Source organism: Streptomyces sp. WAC05374 (assembly GCF_004353505.1).
Classification (GTDB): domain Bacteria; phylum Actinomycetota; class Actinomycetes; order Streptomycetales; family Streptomycetaceae; genus Streptomyces.
The window spans coordinates 403316-418869 of record NZ_SMNQ01000002.1; the positions used below are offsets into that span (position 1 = coordinate 403316).

General features: G+C 69.8%; 14 protein-coding genes and 1 riboswitch. Of the genes, 4 read left to right on the forward strand and 10 right to left on the reverse strand.

Going from position 1 to position 15554, the window contains the following annotated elements:
• Positions 1-160 precede the first annotated feature (160 nt).
• A riboswitch (SAM riboswitch) is annotated at positions 161-278 on the reverse strand.
• A 76-nt stretch (positions 279-354) separates the two neighbouring features.
• From trpD to ctaE, 5 genes are all read right to left on the reverse strand, one after another.
• Complete coding sequence (trpD, locus tag E2B92_RS06835; RefSeq protein WP_126882970.1) at positions 355-1419, reverse strand: anthranilate phosphoribosyltransferase; 1065 nt, start codon at positions 1417-1419, stop codon at positions 355-357.
• A gap of 136 nt (positions 1420-1555) precedes the next feature.
• Positions 1556-3187 (reverse strand): cytochrome bc1 complex cytochrome b subunit, encoded by a 1632-nt coding sequence (gene qcrB / locus E2B92_RS06840; RefSeq protein WP_126882969.1) that lies wholly within the window; start codon positions 3185-3187, stop codon positions 1556-1558.
• The gene (gene qcrA / locus E2B92_RS06845) at positions 3184-4236 is read right to left on the reverse strand and encodes a cytochrome bc1 complex Rieske iron-sulfur subunit (RefSeq protein WP_126882968.1); all 1053 of its coding nucleotides are present in this window, start codon (positions 4234-4236) and stop codon (positions 3184-3186) included. Before qcrA ends, qcrB begins: the two co-directional genes overlap by 4 nt.
• A complete protein-coding gene (gene qcrC, locus E2B92_RS06850) occupies positions 4233-5042 on the reverse strand; it encodes a cytochrome bc1 complex diheme cytochrome c subunit (RefSeq protein WP_126882967.1) in 810 nt (269 codons plus the stop codon). The genes qcrA and qcrC overlap by 4 nt, the downstream gene beginning before the upstream one ends.
• A 77-nt stretch (positions 5043-5119) precedes the next feature.
• On the reverse strand, positions 5120-5740 hold the full coding sequence (gene ctaE / locus E2B92_RS06855) for an aa3-type cytochrome oxidase subunit III (RefSeq protein WP_126882966.1): 621 nt from the start codon (positions 5738-5740) through the stop codon (positions 5120-5122).
• 198 nt (positions 5741-5938) lie between these two features.
• On the opposite strand from ctaE, the gene E2B92_RS06860 reads away from it, so the two are divergent.
• Entirely contained in the window at positions 5939-6340 is a 402-nt protein-coding gene (locus tag E2B92_RS06860) for a hypothetical protein (protein WP_126882965.1), read from the forward strand.
• A gap of 24 nt (positions 6341-6364) precedes the next feature.
• Here E2B92_RS06860 and E2B92_RS06865 read toward each other — a convergent pair whose 3' ends face one another.
• The 4 genes from E2B92_RS06865 to ctaC form a co-directional block, all read right to left on the reverse strand.
• Positions 6365-7606, reverse strand: a complete 1242-nt coding sequence (locus E2B92_RS06865; protein WP_126882964.1) for a L,D-transpeptidase — start codon at positions 7604-7606, stop codon at positions 6365-6367.
• A gap of 110 nt (positions 7607-7716) precedes the next feature.
• Positions 7717-8115, reverse strand: coding sequence for a cytochrome c oxidase subunit 4 (locus tag E2B92_RS06870; protein WP_126882963.1), 399 nt, complete (start codon positions 8113-8115; stop codon positions 7717-7719).
• Positions 8112-9860 (reverse strand): aa3-type cytochrome oxidase subunit I, encoded by a 1749-nt coding sequence (gene ctaD / locus E2B92_RS06875; protein WP_126882962.1) that lies wholly within the window; start codon positions 9858-9860, stop codon positions 8112-8114. The genes E2B92_RS06870 and ctaD overlap by 4 nt, the downstream gene beginning before the upstream one ends.
• The gene (gene ctaC / locus E2B92_RS06880; RefSeq protein WP_126882961.1) at positions 9857-10819 is read right to left on the reverse strand and encodes an aa3-type cytochrome oxidase subunit II; all 963 of its coding nucleotides are present in this window, start codon (positions 10817-10819) and stop codon (positions 9857-9859) included. The genes ctaD and ctaC overlap by 4 nt, the downstream gene beginning before the upstream one ends.
• 262 nt (positions 10820-11081) lie before the next feature.
• On the opposite strand from ctaC, the gene E2B92_RS06885 reads away from it, so the two are divergent.
• A complete protein-coding gene (locus E2B92_RS06885; protein WP_126882960.1) occupies positions 11082-12461 on the forward strand; it encodes a cysteine desulfurase/sulfurtransferase TusA family protein in 1380 nt (459 codons plus the stop codon).
• 227 nt (positions 12462-12688) lie between these two features.
• On the opposite strand, the gene E2B92_RS06890 is transcribed toward E2B92_RS06885, so the two are convergent.
• Positions 12689-13663, reverse strand: coding sequence for a carbohydrate kinase family protein (locus tag E2B92_RS06890; protein WP_126882959.1), 975 nt, complete (start codon positions 13661-13663; stop codon positions 12689-12691).
• 128 nt (positions 13664-13791) lie between these two features.
• On the opposite strand from E2B92_RS06890, the gene E2B92_RS06895 reads away from it, so the two are divergent.
• Positions 13792-13998: a hypothetical protein gene (locus tag E2B92_RS06895; protein ID WP_126882958.1), complete on the forward strand. Its 207-nt coding sequence runs from the start codon at positions 13792-13794 to the stop codon at positions 13996-13998.
• Between the two features lie 44 nt (positions 13999-14042).
• A complete protein-coding gene (locus E2B92_RS06900) occupies positions 14043-15539 on the forward strand; it encodes a hypothetical protein (RefSeq protein WP_235023714.1) in 1497 nt (498 codons plus the stop codon).
• The last annotated feature ends 15 nt before the right edge of the window (positions 15540-15554 follow it).

Below are 15554 nucleotides of genomic sequence, written 5' to 3' on the forward strand. Positions count from 1 at the left end.
GGGCGGCACGCGGAGGGCCGCGCGGCACACGGGGGTTGCCTCGACGCACGGCGGAACGCCACCGCGCGGAGGGTGTACTGAAGAGGGGGCGATACGCCCTATCGCATTCGCTTGCTCACGAGACTGCTCCCTTGAGGACCAGGACCCCAGGGTGTGCAGGGGTCCGCGCTTGCCGCGGACCTCGCTGCCCGCGACCTGGTCTTCACCCGGGGCACCCCGCCACGGACGGAGGGTTGCCGGACAGCGGGCCGGGGCCGTAGTCGCTGTCACTCATGACCTTGAAAGGCATCTTGCCATACGTCTCGGCATGCGCAAGGGCGCGGTCCGCCATCCGGACCGCGCCCCGGGCCGAGGTCAGCGGTGGCTCGCCGCCACCCACCGCTCCAGCGCCGCCCGGGCCGCGCCGGAGTCGACCGACTCGGCCGCCTTCGCGATGCCCGCCCGGATCTGCTCGGCCAGCGGCGCGTCCGACGGCTCCAGGGCGACCAGGGCCGCCGCCGCGTTGAGCAGCACCGCGTCCCGGACGGGCCCGGTCTCGCCGCCCAGCAGCCGGCGCGCCACGTCCGCGTTGTACGAGGCGTCCGCGCCGCGCAGCGCGTCCACCGGCACCAGGGAGATGCCCACGTCCCGGGGGTCGAACGTCTCCTCGCGCACCGCGCCGTCGCGGACGACCCACACCTTGGAGGTGGCCGTGGTGGTCAGCTCGTCCAACCCGTCGTCGCCCCGGAACACCAGCGCGGAGGAGCCGCGCTCGGCGAGCACACCGGCCATGATGGGGGCCATCCGGGGGTCGGCGACCCCGGTCGCCTGGGCCTTCACCCGCGCCGGGTTGGTGAGCGGCCCCAGGAAGTTGAACGTGGTGCGGATGCCCAGCTCCTTGCGGGCGGCCGCCACATGGCGCAGCGCCGGGTGGAACTTCACCGCGAAGCAGAAGGTGATGCCCGCCTCCTCGGCGACCTCCGCGACCCGCCGGGGCGACAGGTCCAGGTTGACGCCGAGCTTCTCCAGCACGTCGGAGGAGCCGGAGGCGGAGGAAGCGGCGCGGTTGCCGTGCTTGACGACCTTGGCGCCCGTTCCGGCGACGACGATCGCCGACATGGTGGAGATGTTGACCGTCTTGGCGCCGTCGCCGCCCGTCCCCACGAGGTCGACGGACGGGCCGGGCACGTCGATGACGTTGGCGTGCGCGTACATGGTGCGCACGAGGCCGGAGATCTCCTCGACCGTCTCGCCCTTGGCCCTCAGCGCGACCGCGAACCCGGCGATCTGGGCGTCGGTGGCCTCGCCGCGCATGATGCGGTCCATCGCCCACGCCGTGTCGTCGGCGCTCTGGTCGCGGCCTTCCAGCAGGCCGTTCAGCACCTCGGGCCAGGAACGACCCGCCGTGCTCGTACCTCCAGCGGGGCTCACAGCGCTCATGGTCGCTCCTGGTGTCCGTGCGTACAGGGATGAGCACAGCCTATCGAGCGCGGGGGACGGCAAAGAGCCCCGTCCAGCGAATGGACGGGGCTCTCGCCGTGGCGACTCTCAGGGTCCCCCGGGGAGGGGGAGGTGATCAGTGGTGGCCGTGGCCGCTCGTGATCTCCTTGTACTCCTCGGCGGTGGCCTTGGGGATCTGGTTCCCGTCGCCGAAGTACCCCTTGCTCAGCTTGGCGCGCAGCCGCTGCCCGCGCGACGGCTTGCGCTCGACGCCGTTCTCGTCGACCGTCGGGCCGATCTCGGCGGGCGTGTACTGCTCGTGCGCGGTGAGCGCGTGGAGCTGGGCCTGGCTGAGCGGCTCGTGGATCTCCACGAACTCACCGTGCGGCAGGCGCTTGATGATGCCGGACTCACGTCCGTGCAGCACCTTGTCCTTGTCGCGCCGCTGGAGACCCAGGCAGATCCGCTTGGTGACGATGAACGCGATGACCGGGCCGAGGAAGAAGAAGATCCGGACGAACCAGGTGATCGAGTTGATCGACATGTGGAAGTGGGTGGCGAAGATGTCGTTGCCACCACCGATCAGCATGATCATGTAGCCGGTGACCCAGGCGACACCGAGCGCGGTCCGGGTCGGCGCGTTGCGCGGCCGGTCCAGCAGGTGGTGTTCGCGCTTGTCGCCGGTGATCCACGACTCGATGAACGGGTAGACCGCGATCGCGGCGAGCATCACGCCGAAGAGCATCAGCGGGATGAACACGCCCAGGACCAGGGTGTGGCCCCAGAGGTTGATCTCCCAGCCCGGCATGACACGGATCAGACCCTCGGCGAAGCCCATGTACCAGTCGGGCTGGGCGCCGGTGGAGACCTGGTCGGGGCGGTAGGGGCCCATGGACCAGATCGGGTTGATCGTGAACAGCGCGGCGATCATGGCGATGACACCGAAGACCAGGAAGAAGAAGCCTCCGGCCTTGGCCATGTACACCGGCAGCAGCGGCATGCCGACGACGTTCTTGTTCGTCCGGCCGGGGCCGGGGAACTGCGTGTGCTTGTGGTAGAAGACCAGGATCAGGTGCGCCACCACGAGGCCGAGCATGATGCCCGGCAGCAGCAGGATGTGGATCGAGTAGAACCGGGCCACCATGTCGTGGCCGGGGAACTCGCCGCCGAACAGGAACATCGAGATGTACGTGCCGACGATCGGCATGGACAGGATCGCGCCCTGCGTGAAGCGGACACCGGTGCCGGAGAGCAGGTCGTCCGGGAGCGAGTAGCCGGTGAAACCGGTGAACATGCCCAGGACGAAGAGCAGGAAGCCGAACAGCCAGTTGATCTCACGCGGCTTGCGGAACGCGCCGGTGAAGAAGACGCGCATCATGTGCACGAACATGCCCGCGAGGAAGATCAGCGCGGCCCAGTGGTGGATCTGCCGGATGAGCAGACCACCGCGGACGTCGAAGCTGATGTCCAGGGTCGAGGCGTACGCCTCGGTCATGCGGATGCCCTGCATCGGCACGTACGAGCCGTGGTACTCGATCTCGTTCATGCTCGGGTGGAAGAACAGCGTCAGATACACACCCGTGAGGATGATGATCAGGAAGCTGTAGAGGCAGATCTCGCCCAGCATGAAGGACCAGTGGTCCGGGAAGATCTTGCGCATGTTGGCCTTGGCGAGGCCGTAGATGCCCAGCCGGCCGTCGGCCCAGTCGGCGACCCGCTCGCCGGCGGGCGCCTTGCGCTTGGCGTCGCTTGCGGTCGTGGTGCTCATCCGCGCTCCCAGAATGCAGGGCCGACGGGCTCGGAGAAGTCACCGAGCGCTTCGAGGAAGCCCTCGTCGTTCACGCCGATCCGCAGCTGCGGCAGCGGGTGACCGGCCGGGCCGAAGATGACGCGGGCGCCGTCGGAGAGGTCGAAGGTGGACTGGTGGCACGGGCAGAGGACGTGGTGCGTCTGCTGCTCGTACAGGGAGATCGGGCAGCCCACGTGGGTGCAGATCTTGGAGAAGGCGACGATGCCCTCGTGCGACCACTCCAGCTCGCGCTTGTCCTTGATGTCCTCCGGCTGGATCCGGACGATCATCAGGGCATCCTTGGCGATCTTGGTGTTGAACTCGTGGTCGCTCTCCTCCAGGCCCTCCGGCTTGGCGAAGGTGAGCGAACCCACCGCGACGTCCTCGGGACGCAGCGGCTCGTTCGTGTTCATGTTGATGAGCTGCTTGCCCTTGGACCACCCGGTGTGGAACAGCTTCTTCTCGGGCAGCGGGCCCAGCTCGCGCAGCAGCACCACGCCGGAGAGCGGCACCATGGCCAGCGCGCCGAGCATGGTGTTGCGGATCAGCGGGCGGCGGCCGATCGCGGACTCCCGCGCACCGTCCGCGAAGTCCGCCATGACCTTGGCCTTGACCTCCGGCGTCGCCTCGATGGCGTGCCGGTCGTCGGCCATCTCCTCGTCGGACATCAGGGTGCGGGCCCAGTGGACCGCGCCCGCGCCGATGCAGAAGAGGGCGAGGCCCAGGGTCAGACCCAGCGACAGGTTGGTCGCGCTGACGTGGCCCAGCGGCCAGACGTAGACGATCTTGTCGACCGGGAAGATCACGAAGGAGGCGATGAAGCCGATCGTGGCCAGCATCGACAGGGTGAACAGCAGGGCGACCGTGCGCTCGGAGCGCTTGGCGGCCCGCTCGTCGATGTCCTGGATGCGCGGCTTGTGGGGCGGCAGCCCCGGGTCGGCGAACGGGTTCTCCGCCACCGCCGTGCCGTGCGTGGTGTCCTGCGCGTTCGGCAGGCTCTCTGCTGATGAAATCTCTTGGCTACTCATGACTTCTTGGCCTTAGCGGTGTGGGCCGCGACCCAGACGGCGACAGCGATCAGGGAACCCAGACCGAAGATCCATCCGAACAGGCCCTCGCTGACCGGGCCCAGCCCGCCCAGTGCGAAGCCGCCGGGGGTCGGCGTCTCGTCACCGTTCACGCTGTTGATGTACGCGATGATGTCCTTCTTCTCCTTCTCCGGCATCGTGGTGTCGGGGAAGGACGGCATGTTCTGCGGGCCGGTCTGCATGGCCTCGTAGATGTGCTTGTTGCTCACACCGTCGAGGCTGGGGGCGTACTTGCCGTGCGTCAGGGCACCGCCCTCGCCGGTGAAGTTGTGGCACTGGGCGCAGTTGGTGCGGAACAGGTCGCCACCCCGGGCGATGTCCGCGCCTTCCGGGCTGACCTGCTTCTCGGTCGGCGTGATCGGGCCGGCGCCGAGGGACGCGACGTACGCGGCGAGCTGGTCGATCTCCGCCTGCGAGTAGATGTTCCTCTTCTTCGGCACCTGGGCGCCGGGCTGCTGCGCCGGCATGCGGCCGGTGCCGACCTGGAAGTCCACGGCTGCGGAGCCGACGCCGACCAGGCTCGGGCCGTCAGTGGTTCCCTGACCGCCGGTTCCGTGGCAGCTAGCGCAGCCGACGGTGTAGAGCTTCTTGCCCTCCTCGATGGCGAGGGACTGGGCGGTTTCGTCTGCCTGCGCCTTGCCCGCGGGCGCGAACGCGGCGTACAGCCCCCCAGTGGCCGCCAGCGCGAGGAGTAGGACGACGACCGCCGCCAGCGGATGGCGTCGTCGTGCGGAGAGCTTTTTCACGGATTACCCCGGTGTCAGGATCTTCTGCGTCGATGCTTGCTGGATGTGTCGGGTGTACCTGTCGGGTACGGGTCCGACTACTTGATCATGTAGATCGTGGCGAAGAGGCCGATCCAGACGACATCGACGAAGTGCCAGTAGTAGGACACGACGATGGCGGCGGTTGCCTGCTCGTGAGTGAATCTCTTGGCCGCGTACGTACGGCCGAGGACCAGCAGGAAGGCGATGAGACCGCCCGTCACGTGCAGGCCGTGGAAGCCGGTCGTCAGGTAGAACACGGAGCCGTAGGGGTCGGACGAGAGCGAGAGGCCCTCGTGCTTGACCAGCTCGGTGTACTCGAAGACCTGGCCTCCGATGAAGATCGCACCCATCACGAACGTGATGATGAACCACGCCCGGAGCTTCTTCACATCGCCCCGCTCGGCCGCGAACACGCCGAGCTGGCAGGTGAGGGAGGAGAGCACCAGGATCGTGGTGTTGGTCGCCGAGAACGGGAAGTTCAGCAGGTCGGCTTTCTCTGACCAGAACTCGGCACCCGTCACCGATCGCAGGGTGAAGTACATCGCGAAGAGGGCCGCGAAGAACATCAGCTCGGAACTCAGCCAGATGATGGTTCCGACGCTGGTGAGGTTCGGCCGATTGACCGACGGGTGCGCGTGCCCGGTTTCTACTGTCGTTGCTGTCGCCACGACCGACATTATGTCGGTCGCTTATCCCGCCCTCACTCCGGGGGGTGCCGTTCGGTGTGTTGGTGCGCTCTGTCCAGCCCGAACGGCCCATCGCGGCGGGCGTCGAAGGGGTGTCCGAACCGGTGCCCGGGGGCGGTGGACAGGAGTAGCATCCGGCGCATCGGTACCAGCCTTCCTGCCCATGCCGCCGACGTACTCGGAGGAACAATGCAGTCGAGCGCCACCGTCCTGGTCTACAGCGACGACGCCAACACCCGCGCGCAGGTGCGGCTGGCGGCCGGGCGCAGGCCCGCGGCCGACGTTCCGCCGGTCGAGTACATCGAGTGCGCGACGCTCCCGGCCGTGCTGGACCAGCTCGACAAGGGCGGCATCGACGTCTGCGTCCTGGACGGCGAGGCGGTGCCGGCGGGCGGCATGGGGGTGTGCCGCCAGATCAAGGACGAGGTCTTCCGCTGCCCGCCGGTGCTGCTGCTGATCGGGCGCCCCCAGGACGCCTGGCTGGCCACCTGGAGCCGCGCGGACGCCGCGGTGACCCTCCCGGTCGACCCCGTCGAGCTCGCGGACTCCCTGGCGGCCCTCCTGCGCTCCCGGCTGTCCGTGGAGGCGTGACCCCCACCGACGTGTCCGGTCGCCTCAGAGGCCCGGCCTGAGCCGTACGGCCTCCGTGCGGGGGGCGTCGGCGCGGGCGGCGCTGCCCGACTGCCACTTGTCCCAGGGCAGGTTCCAGTCGCCGAAGCCGTTGCCGAAGTGGTCCATCTCCTTGCCCGCGCTGTTGACCACGGTGACCAGGTCGCCGGGGCGGACGTTCTCGTAGAACCAGGCGGCGTTGCTGGTGGACATGCCGGTGCAGCCGTGGCTGACGTTGGCGGAGCCCTGTGAGCCGACGGACCAGGGGGCGGCGTGGACGTACTCGCCGCTCCAGGTCACCCGGGTGGCGTAGTAGACGGGGAGGTCGTACGACTCGCTGCTGCCCGCGGCGATGCCGACGGTGGTGCTGCGCATCCGGACGAAGTACTCCTTGCCGAGCACCACTTTGATGCCGTTACGGGTGGAGAAGCCCGGTTTCCCGGTGGTCACCGGAATGGTGTTGATCACCTTTCCGTTGCGCTTGACCGTCATGTGGTGGGTGGCCGCGTCGGTGATGGCCTCGACGCGGTCGCCGATGGTGAGGTTGAGGGCCTTGGCGGAGCCGCCGTAGAGGTTGCCCGCGACCCTGACACCGCCGAGATTGCCCGTCACGGTGACGGACGCGCCGACGGGCCAGTACTCCTTCGGGCGATAGTGCAGCTTCTTGTCGTCGACCCAGTACCAGGAGCCCGTGACCGCCGGCCGGGAGCGCACCTTGAGCGAGCGCTCGACGGCGGCCCGGCCCTCCTTGGTGGTCACCGGGGCGCTGAGCTCCGCCGTAATGGGCTGCCCGACGCCGTACTTGCCCGCCTCAGGGCCGAATTTCACGTTCAGGAGGCTTTTGGCGGCCGCGGTCTCGAACGTCACCGTACGGGCGCCCGGAGCGCCCTTGCGGTCCTCCGTGGCGACCCGGACGGTGTAGCGGGTGCCGGCGACCAGGGGGGCCGTCGAGCGCCAGCGGCTGCCGTCGGCGGAGAGTTCGCCGGCGAGGTAGTGCCCGGCCGTGTCGACGGCGGTGACGTCCGTGATGCGGCCGTCCTTGCCCGTGGCGGTGACTTCCAGCGGCTTGTCGAGGGCCGCCTTGGCGGTGCCGGACGGGGCGTTGAACGCGACCTGGCGGGCCGCGTCGTACGGCTTCGCGGAGAGGGGGTGGCCGTCCGGGCCACCGCACGCGGTCGCGCTCGCACCGGTGACGGCGACCAGCAGGGTGCAGCTTATGGCGGTGCGCATGCGGGGCGTGTTGCTCATAACCACACCGTAGGAAGACAACACCGCAACGGCACGCGGGATGACTCCAAACGAGGGGCCCGGCGACCTCCGTACGGAGGTCGCCGGGCCCCTTGTCGAAGCGCGGACGCCTACTGGTTCTGGTTCTCGCCCCGGTAGTACTCGAAGACCCAGCCGAAGATGCCGATCAGGATCAGCGGCAGGGAGAAGTACAGGAGCCACCAGCCGAGCGCGACGCCCAGGAAGGCGAAGGCGCCACCGATGGCCAGGGAGAGCGGCTGCCAACTGTGCGGCGAGAAGAAGCCGACCTCGCCGGCCTCGTCCGCGACGTCGGCCTCCTTGTCGTCCTGCGCCATGGCGTCCACCCGCCGGGCCGTGAAGGCCAGGTAGTAGCCGATCATGACGGCCAGGCCGAAGGCCATGAAGAGCGCCGTCGTACCGGCCGGCTCCTTCGACCACACGCCATAGAGGATCGCCATGGCGAGGATGAAGATGCTCAGCCAGATGAACATCTTGCCCTGGATCTTCACTTGCCGACCTCCTTGCCACCGAACAGCGCGGTGTCCTTCTGCCCGTGGTTCTCGAGCTGGCCGACAGCGGCGATCTCAGGGTGATGCAGGTCGAAGGCCGGGGATTCCGAGCGGATGCGCGGCAGCGTGAGGAAGTTGTGCCGCGGCGGCGGGCAGGAGGTCGCCCACTCCAGCGAACGGCCGTAGCCCCACGGGTCGTCGACCTCGATCTTCTTGCCGTACTTGGCGGTCTTCCAGACGTTGTACATGAACGGCAGGATCGACAGGCCCAGCAGGAACGAGGCGATCGTGGAGATCGTGTTCAGCAGGGTGAAGCCGTCGGCGGCGAGGTAGTCCGCGTAACGGCGGGGCATGCCCTCGGCACCCAGCCAGTGCTGCACCAGGAACGTGCCGTGGAAGCCGATGAACAGCGTCCAGAAGGTGATCTTGCCCAGGCGCTCGTCCAGCATCTTGCCGGTGAACTTCGGCCACCAGAAGTGGAATCCGGCGAACATCGCGAAGACCACGGTGCCGAAGACGACGTAGTGGAAGTGCGCGACGACGAAGTACGAGTCGGAGACGTGGAAGTCCATCGGGGGCGACGCCAGGATGACACCGGTCAGACCACCGAAGGTGAAGGTGACCAGGAAGCCGATCGTCCAGAGCATCGGGGTCTCGAAGGACAACGAGCCCTTCCACATGGTGCCGATCCAGTTGAAGAACTTCACACCGGTCGGTACCGCGATCAGGAAGGTCATGAAGGAGAAGAACGGCAGCAGCACACCGCCGGTGACGTACATGTGGTGCGCCCACACCGTCACGGACAGACCGGCGATCGCGATGGTCGCGGCCACCAGACCGATGTAACCGAACATCGGCTTGCGGCTGAAGACCGGGATGATCTCCGAGACGATGCCGAAGAACGGCAGGGCGATGATGTACACCTCTGGGTGACCGAAGAACCAGAAGAGGTGCTGCCACAGCAACGGGCCGCCGTTGGCGGGGTCGAAGATGTGGGCGCCGAACTTCCGGTCGGCCTCCAGCGCGAAGAGCGCGGCGGCGAGCACCGGGAAGGCGAGCAGGACCAGCACGCCGGTCAGCAGCACGTTCCAGGTGAAGATCGGCATGCGGAACATCGTCATGCCGGGTGCGCGCATGCAGATGATCGTGGTGATGAAGTTGACCGAGCCGAGGATCGTGCCGAAGCCGGAGAAGGCCAGACCCATGATCCACATGTCGGCGCCGACACCCGGCGAGCGGACCGCGTCCGACAGCGGCGTGTAGGCGAACCAGCCGAAGTCGGCCGCACCCTGCGGGGTGAGGAAGCCGGCCACCGCGATGATCGAGCCGAAGAGGTACAGCCAGTAGGCGAACATGTTCAGCCGCGGGAACGCCACGTCGGGCGCGCCGATCTGCAGCGGCATGATCCAGTTGGCGAATCCGGCGAACAGCGGCGTCGCGAACATCAGCAGCATGATCGTGCCGTGCATCGTGAACGCCTGGTTGAACTGCTCGTTCGACATGATCTGCGTACCCGGCCGGGCGAGCTCGGCGCGCATGAAGAGCGCCAGCAGACCGCCGATGCAGAAGAAGGCGAACGAGGTGACCAGGTAGAGCGTGCCGATGGTCTTGTGGTCGGTGGTGGTCAGCCACTTCACGACCACGCCGCCGGGGTGCCTGCGCCGGACGGGCAGCTCGTTCGCGTACGGCTCACGCGAGCCGTCGGCTGCCGAGGCGGCACCCTGAGGTTCGTTGAGGATGCTCACAGTTGGTTCTTCTCCGCATTCCTGGCCGGGTCCGTCTGCTGAATGCCCGACGGGATGAAGCCGGTCTGCCCCTTCTCGGCCAGCTCCTTCAGGTGCTGCTGGTAACGCTCCGGTGAGACCACCTTGACGTTGAACAGCATGCGGGAGTGGTCGACGCCGCAGAGCTCGGCGCACTTGCCCCTGAAGGTGCCCTCCTCGGTGGCCGTCACCTCGAACACGTTGGTGTGGCCGGGGATGACGTCCTGCTTGAAGAGGAAGGGCAGCACCCAGAAGGAGTGGATGACGTCACGCGAGGTCAGGATGAACCGGACCTTCTCGCCCTTCGGCAGCCACAGGGTCGGACCCGGGTTGCCGTTCTGCGGGTTCCGCGTGCCGGGGATGCCGTAGTCGTAGACGCCGTCGGCTCCCTGGGGGAAGTCCTTCTGGTACTTGTCCGGAATGGCGGCGAGGGACTTGTCGGTCTCGGCGGCCGTTTCCGGCTTGCCGTCGACGTTCTCGATGTAGTTGAAGCCCCAGCTCCACTGGTAGCCGACCACGTTGATGGTGTGGGTGGGCTTGTCGGAGAGGGCGAGCAGCTTCGACTCATCACGCGCGGTGAAGTAGAAGAGCACCGAGACGATGATGAGGGGGGTCACCGTGTACAGCGCCTCGATGGGCATGTTGTACCGGGTCTGCGGAGGAACCTCGACCTTGGTGCGGCTGCGCCGGTGGAAGATGACGCTCCACAGGATCAGGCCCCAGACGAGGACGCCCGTGGCGAGCGCAGCCGCCCACGAGCCCTGCCACAGGGAGAGGATCCGCGGAGCCTCCTCCGTCACCGGGGTGGGCATTCCAAGGCGGGGGAAGTCCTTGTATGTGCAACCGGTGGCGGTCGCGAGGATCAGGCCCGCAGTCAGCACCTGCGGCAGCTTCCGCCGCATCGGGCGCCGCGACGAGCGGTCGGAGCCGTTGGGACTCACGTAGCGCCTTCCCGAGAGTCTCGCCCGCGCGGTCGGCTGCGGCCGTCACGCTGGTCGGTCGCCGGCCCTGACGCGGGCAGGGGTTTGGATGTTTATGCGGACCAAACCCTACTGGACGCAATTTGGGGTCGCGCGGGGAGGGTGCCCAACGCGCCGCAGCGCACCCCGAAGGGGTGTTGAAGGCCGATGTTCCGAGGGTTCCGACCGGCCTCCCGCCGGGCCGGCGGCCCGGGGGCGGGGCCACCGGAGTTAGCGTGGCCGTGTGCCCTACTTCGATTCCGCTTCCTCCGCTCCCCTCCACCCCGTGGCCCGGCAGGCCCTCCAGGCGGCGCTCGACGAGGGGTGGGCCGATCCCGCCCGGCTGTACCGGGAGGGGCGGCGCGCCCGGCTGCTGCTGGACGCGGCGCGGGAGGCGGCCGCGGAGGCGGTGGGGTGCCGCCCCGACGAGCTGGTGTTCACTCCTTCGGGTACCCGCGCGGTGCACTCGGGGGTTGCCGGTGCGCTCGCCGGGCGGCGGCGGACGGGGCGGCACCTGGTCGTGTCGGCGGTGGAGCACTCGTCCGTGCTGCACGCGGCTGCCGCCCACGAGGCGGACGGCGGGACGGTGACCGAGGTCCCGGTGGACCGGACCGGGCGGGTGGCGCCCGAGGCGTACGCCGCCGCGCTGGGGGACGGCACGGCGCTCGCCTGCCTCCAGTCGGCCAACCACGAGGTGGGCACGGAGCAGCCGGTGGCCGAGGTGGCCGCGGCGTGCCGGGAGGCGGGGGTGCCGCTGCTGGTGGACGCCGCGCAGTCGCTGGCGTGGGGTCCGGTGGCGGGTGAGTGGTCACTGCTCACGGCAAGTGCCCACAAATGGGGCGGTCCCGCGGGCGTGGGGCTGCTGGCGGTCCGCAAGGGTGTGCGGTTCGCGCCCCAAGGCCCGGCGGACGAGCGTGAGTCGGGGCGGGCGGCCGGGTTCGAGAACATCCCGGGCATCGTGGCGGCGGCGGCCTCGCTGCGGGCGGTGCGCGCGGAGGCGGCGGAGGAGGCCGGGCGGCTGCGGGAGCTGGTGGAGCGCGTCCGGGCGCGGGTGGCGGGGTCGGTGCCGGACGTGGAGGTGGTCGGCGATCCGGTGCGGCGGCTGCCCCACCTGGTCACCTTCTCGTGTCTCTATGTCGACGGGGAGGCGCTGCTGCACGAGCTGGACCGGGCGGGCTTCTCCGTCTCCTCCGGTTCGTCGTGCACGAGTTCGACGCTGACGCCCAGCCACGTCCTGCGCGCCATGGGCGTGCTGTCGGAGGGCAACGTCCGCGTGTCGCTGCCGTTCGGCACGGCGGAGGCGGACGTGGAGCGGTTCCTCCAGGTGCTGCCGGGCACGGTGGCCCAGCTCCGCGAGCGGTTCGGCGCGCCGGCCGCGGCGCCGGCCACGGGGGGCGAGGAGTCCCTGGTGGTGGACGCGCTGGGGCGGCGGTGCCCGATCCCGGTGATCGAGCTGGCGAAGGTGTTCGGCGACGTCCCGGTCGGCGGCACCGTCACGGTGCTGTCCGACGACGAGGCGGCCCGCCTGGACATCCCGGCCTGGTGCGAGATGCGCGGCCAGGAGTACGTGGGCGAGCGCCCGGCGGACCACGGCACGGCGTACATGGTCCGCCGGACGTCCTAGGGGGTGTCTTGTCGATCAGGCCGGATCAGGGAGCGGCGTCTGGTGCGTGCGATCGCCAGGCGGAGGTGGGGGTCCCCCCGCCGAAGGCAGGGGGAGGAGCCACTGCGGTGGGGGCACCTCCCGTGCCCGTAGGGCTACGGGGGACATTGGCAACCGACGACAACGCAGCGAGCGTGCGTGCCAGGCGTCGCGAGCCCGGCAAGATCGACAAGACGGCCCCTAGGGCATTACGGCAGGTGCGCCTGGACCTCGGCGGCGGCCTCGTGGCCGTACGCCTTGGTGAAGCGGTCCATGAAGTGGACGCGGCTGAGGGTGTACTCCTGGGTGCCGAGCGTCTCGATGACCAGGGTGGCCAGCATGCAGCCGACCTGGGCGGCGCGCTCCAGGCCGACGCCCCAGGACAGACCGGACAGGAAGCCGGCCCGGAAGGCGTCGCCGACACCGGTGGGGTCGACCTTGGCCTCCTCCTCGGGGCAGCCGACCTCGATGCGGGTGCCGCCGTCGCTCTCGATGCGGACGCCCCGCGAGCCGAGGGTGGTGACCCGGTGGCCGACCCGGGCGAGGATCTCCTCGTCGGTCCAGCCGGTCTTGGACTCGATGAGCCCCTTCTCGTACTCGTTGGAGAAGAGGTACGTCGCGCCGTCGAGCAGCGTGCGGATCTCGTCGCCGTCCATGCGGGCGATCTGCTGCGAGAAGTCGGCGGCGAAGGGGATGTTCCGGGCGCGGCACTCCTCGGTGTGGCGGAGCATCGCCTCGGGGTCGTCCGCGCCGATCGACACCAGGTCCAGGCCGCCGACCCGGTCGGCCACGGCCTTCAGCTCGATCAGGCGCGCCTCGCTCATGGCGCCGGTGTAGAAGGAGCCGATCTGGTTGTGGTCGGCGTCCGTGGTGCACACGAAGCGCGCGGTGTGCAGGACTTCGGAGATCCGTACGGAGCTCGTGTCGACGCCGTGGCGGTCGAGCCAGGCCCGGTACTCGTCGAAGTCGGAGCCCGCCGCGCCGACCAGGATCGGGCGGGTGCCGAGCTGCCCCATGCCGAAGCAGATGTTCGCCGCCACCCCTCCCCTGCGGACGTCGAGGTTGTCGACCAGGAAGGAGAGGGAGACCGTGTGGAGCTGATCGGCGACGAGCTGGTCGGCGAATCGGCCGGGGAAGGTCATGAGGTGGTCGGTGGCGATGGAGCCGGTGACTGCGATACGCACGGCTGGGCGCTCCTGCTGGGAGGTGGAGTTGACAGTTCACGCTACCGGGTCGGCGGGACTCCCCCTACGCGGAAACTACCCGATAGTAGGTCTTTTTCGGTCGGCTCTCGCGTGCGTACGGTGCGTTCATGACCAAGTACAGCGTTCCGCGTGAGCAGTACGAGTCCGAGTGGAGCCTGGCCGAGCTGCGGGGGGACAGCGCGCGCATGGCTCCGCACTGGGCGGTTCCGGCGGAGGCCGCGCCCGCTCCCGTGTCGCCGTCCCTGATCCATGGCGTGGTCGTCCCGCCCGCTTCCGCCCGGCTGATCGAGGCCACCCCCGAGTACGGCGGCTGAGGGAACCGCGCGCTCCTCCGCTCCGTCCCACGGGTGTCTCCCGTATGAGGGACCACGGCGTTCGAAGGAGCATTGCGGTGAGCAGTACGGAGCCGGAGCCGGCCACGGAGCCGACACAGGACAGTCCTCGCCGGAGGCGTTCGCCGCTCGCCGTCGCCTCGGTGGCGGCAGCGGTGCTGCTGGCCGGGGGCGGTGGCGCGTACTTCGCCACGGTGGCGTCGGAGGGTGAGGACCGCGGTGGCGTCCCGGCGGCGGGCGGTACGCAGCCGCCGCCGCTCGCCCTGGACGGCCACACCGAGCGCGGCGGGCCGGGCGGCGGCCCCGGCATCGCGCCCGGTGAGCCGGACCCGGGCGGGGTGGTCTACCGGGCCTCCGGACCGCTGCCCGAGGGCCCCGATTCGGCGCACGTGTACCGGCCGGAGGGCACCGTGGGCGCCGACGAGGTGGCACGGCTGGCCAAGGCGCTGGGCGTGGCCGGTACGCCGAAGGCGGCCGGTTCGGCGTGGAAGGTGGGGCCGGACAAGGACGGCTCGGGCGCCACGCTGCACGTGGAGCGGCAGGCGCCGGGCACCTGGACGTTCGGCACGGCGCCGGCCGGCAGCGACAACTGCCTGAAGGGCAAGGAGTGCCCGTCGACCGGTGCGACGACGCCGGAGCGCCTGAGCGGGGCGCCGGTGAGCGAGGCGGCCGCGAAGAAGGCGGCGGCGCCGGTCCTGGAGGCACTGGGCCAGCGGGACGCCGAGCTGGACGCCACCCAGGTGATGGGCCCGGTCCGGGTGGTGAACGCGGACCCGGTGGTGGGCGGGCTGCCGACGTACGGCTGGTCGACCGGCATCCAGGTGGGCGCGGACGGCTCGGTCACCGGCGGCAGCGGCCGGCTGAAGGCGCCGGCGGAGAGCCACGCGTACCCGGTGATCGGCGCGGCGGAGGCGCTGAAGCTGCTGAACGGCGGGTCGGGCGGGGCCAGGCCCTCCATCGGCGGGTGCGCGACGCCCGCGCCGCTGGAGGACTCCGGGACCAAGCCGGTCGCGCCCTGCAAGACCCCCGGTGAGGGGAGCCGGGAGACGGTGACCGTCTCGGGGGCGGTCTTCGGGCTGGCGGCCCACTACACGGCGGGGCGTCCGGCGCTCGTGCCGTCGTGGCTGTTCGAGGTGGCGCCGGAGGGCGACGCCCGGCCGTTCACGGTCACCTACCCGGCGGTGGCTCCGCGGCACCTGGCGCCCGCGCCGCCCCCGGCCAAGCCCGAGCCGCCGGAGCCGTCGCCGGGCACCGGGAAGGCGCCGCGGCAGGTCGAGTCGTACGGCCTGGACGGCCGGATCCTGACGGCGCGCTTCTGGGGCGGGGTGTGCAGCAAGTACACCGTCGAGGCGGAGGAGAGCGGCACCCAGGTGAAGCTCACGGTGGTCGAGAAGCCGATCGAGCCGGGCCGGGTGTGCGTCCTGATCGCCAAGGAGCTGACCGGCACGGTCACGCTGGACCGGCCGCTGGGCGACCGGCAGGTCGTGGACGCGGCGAGCGGGGAGCGGGTGCCGAGGAAGTAGCGGGTACGACGAAGG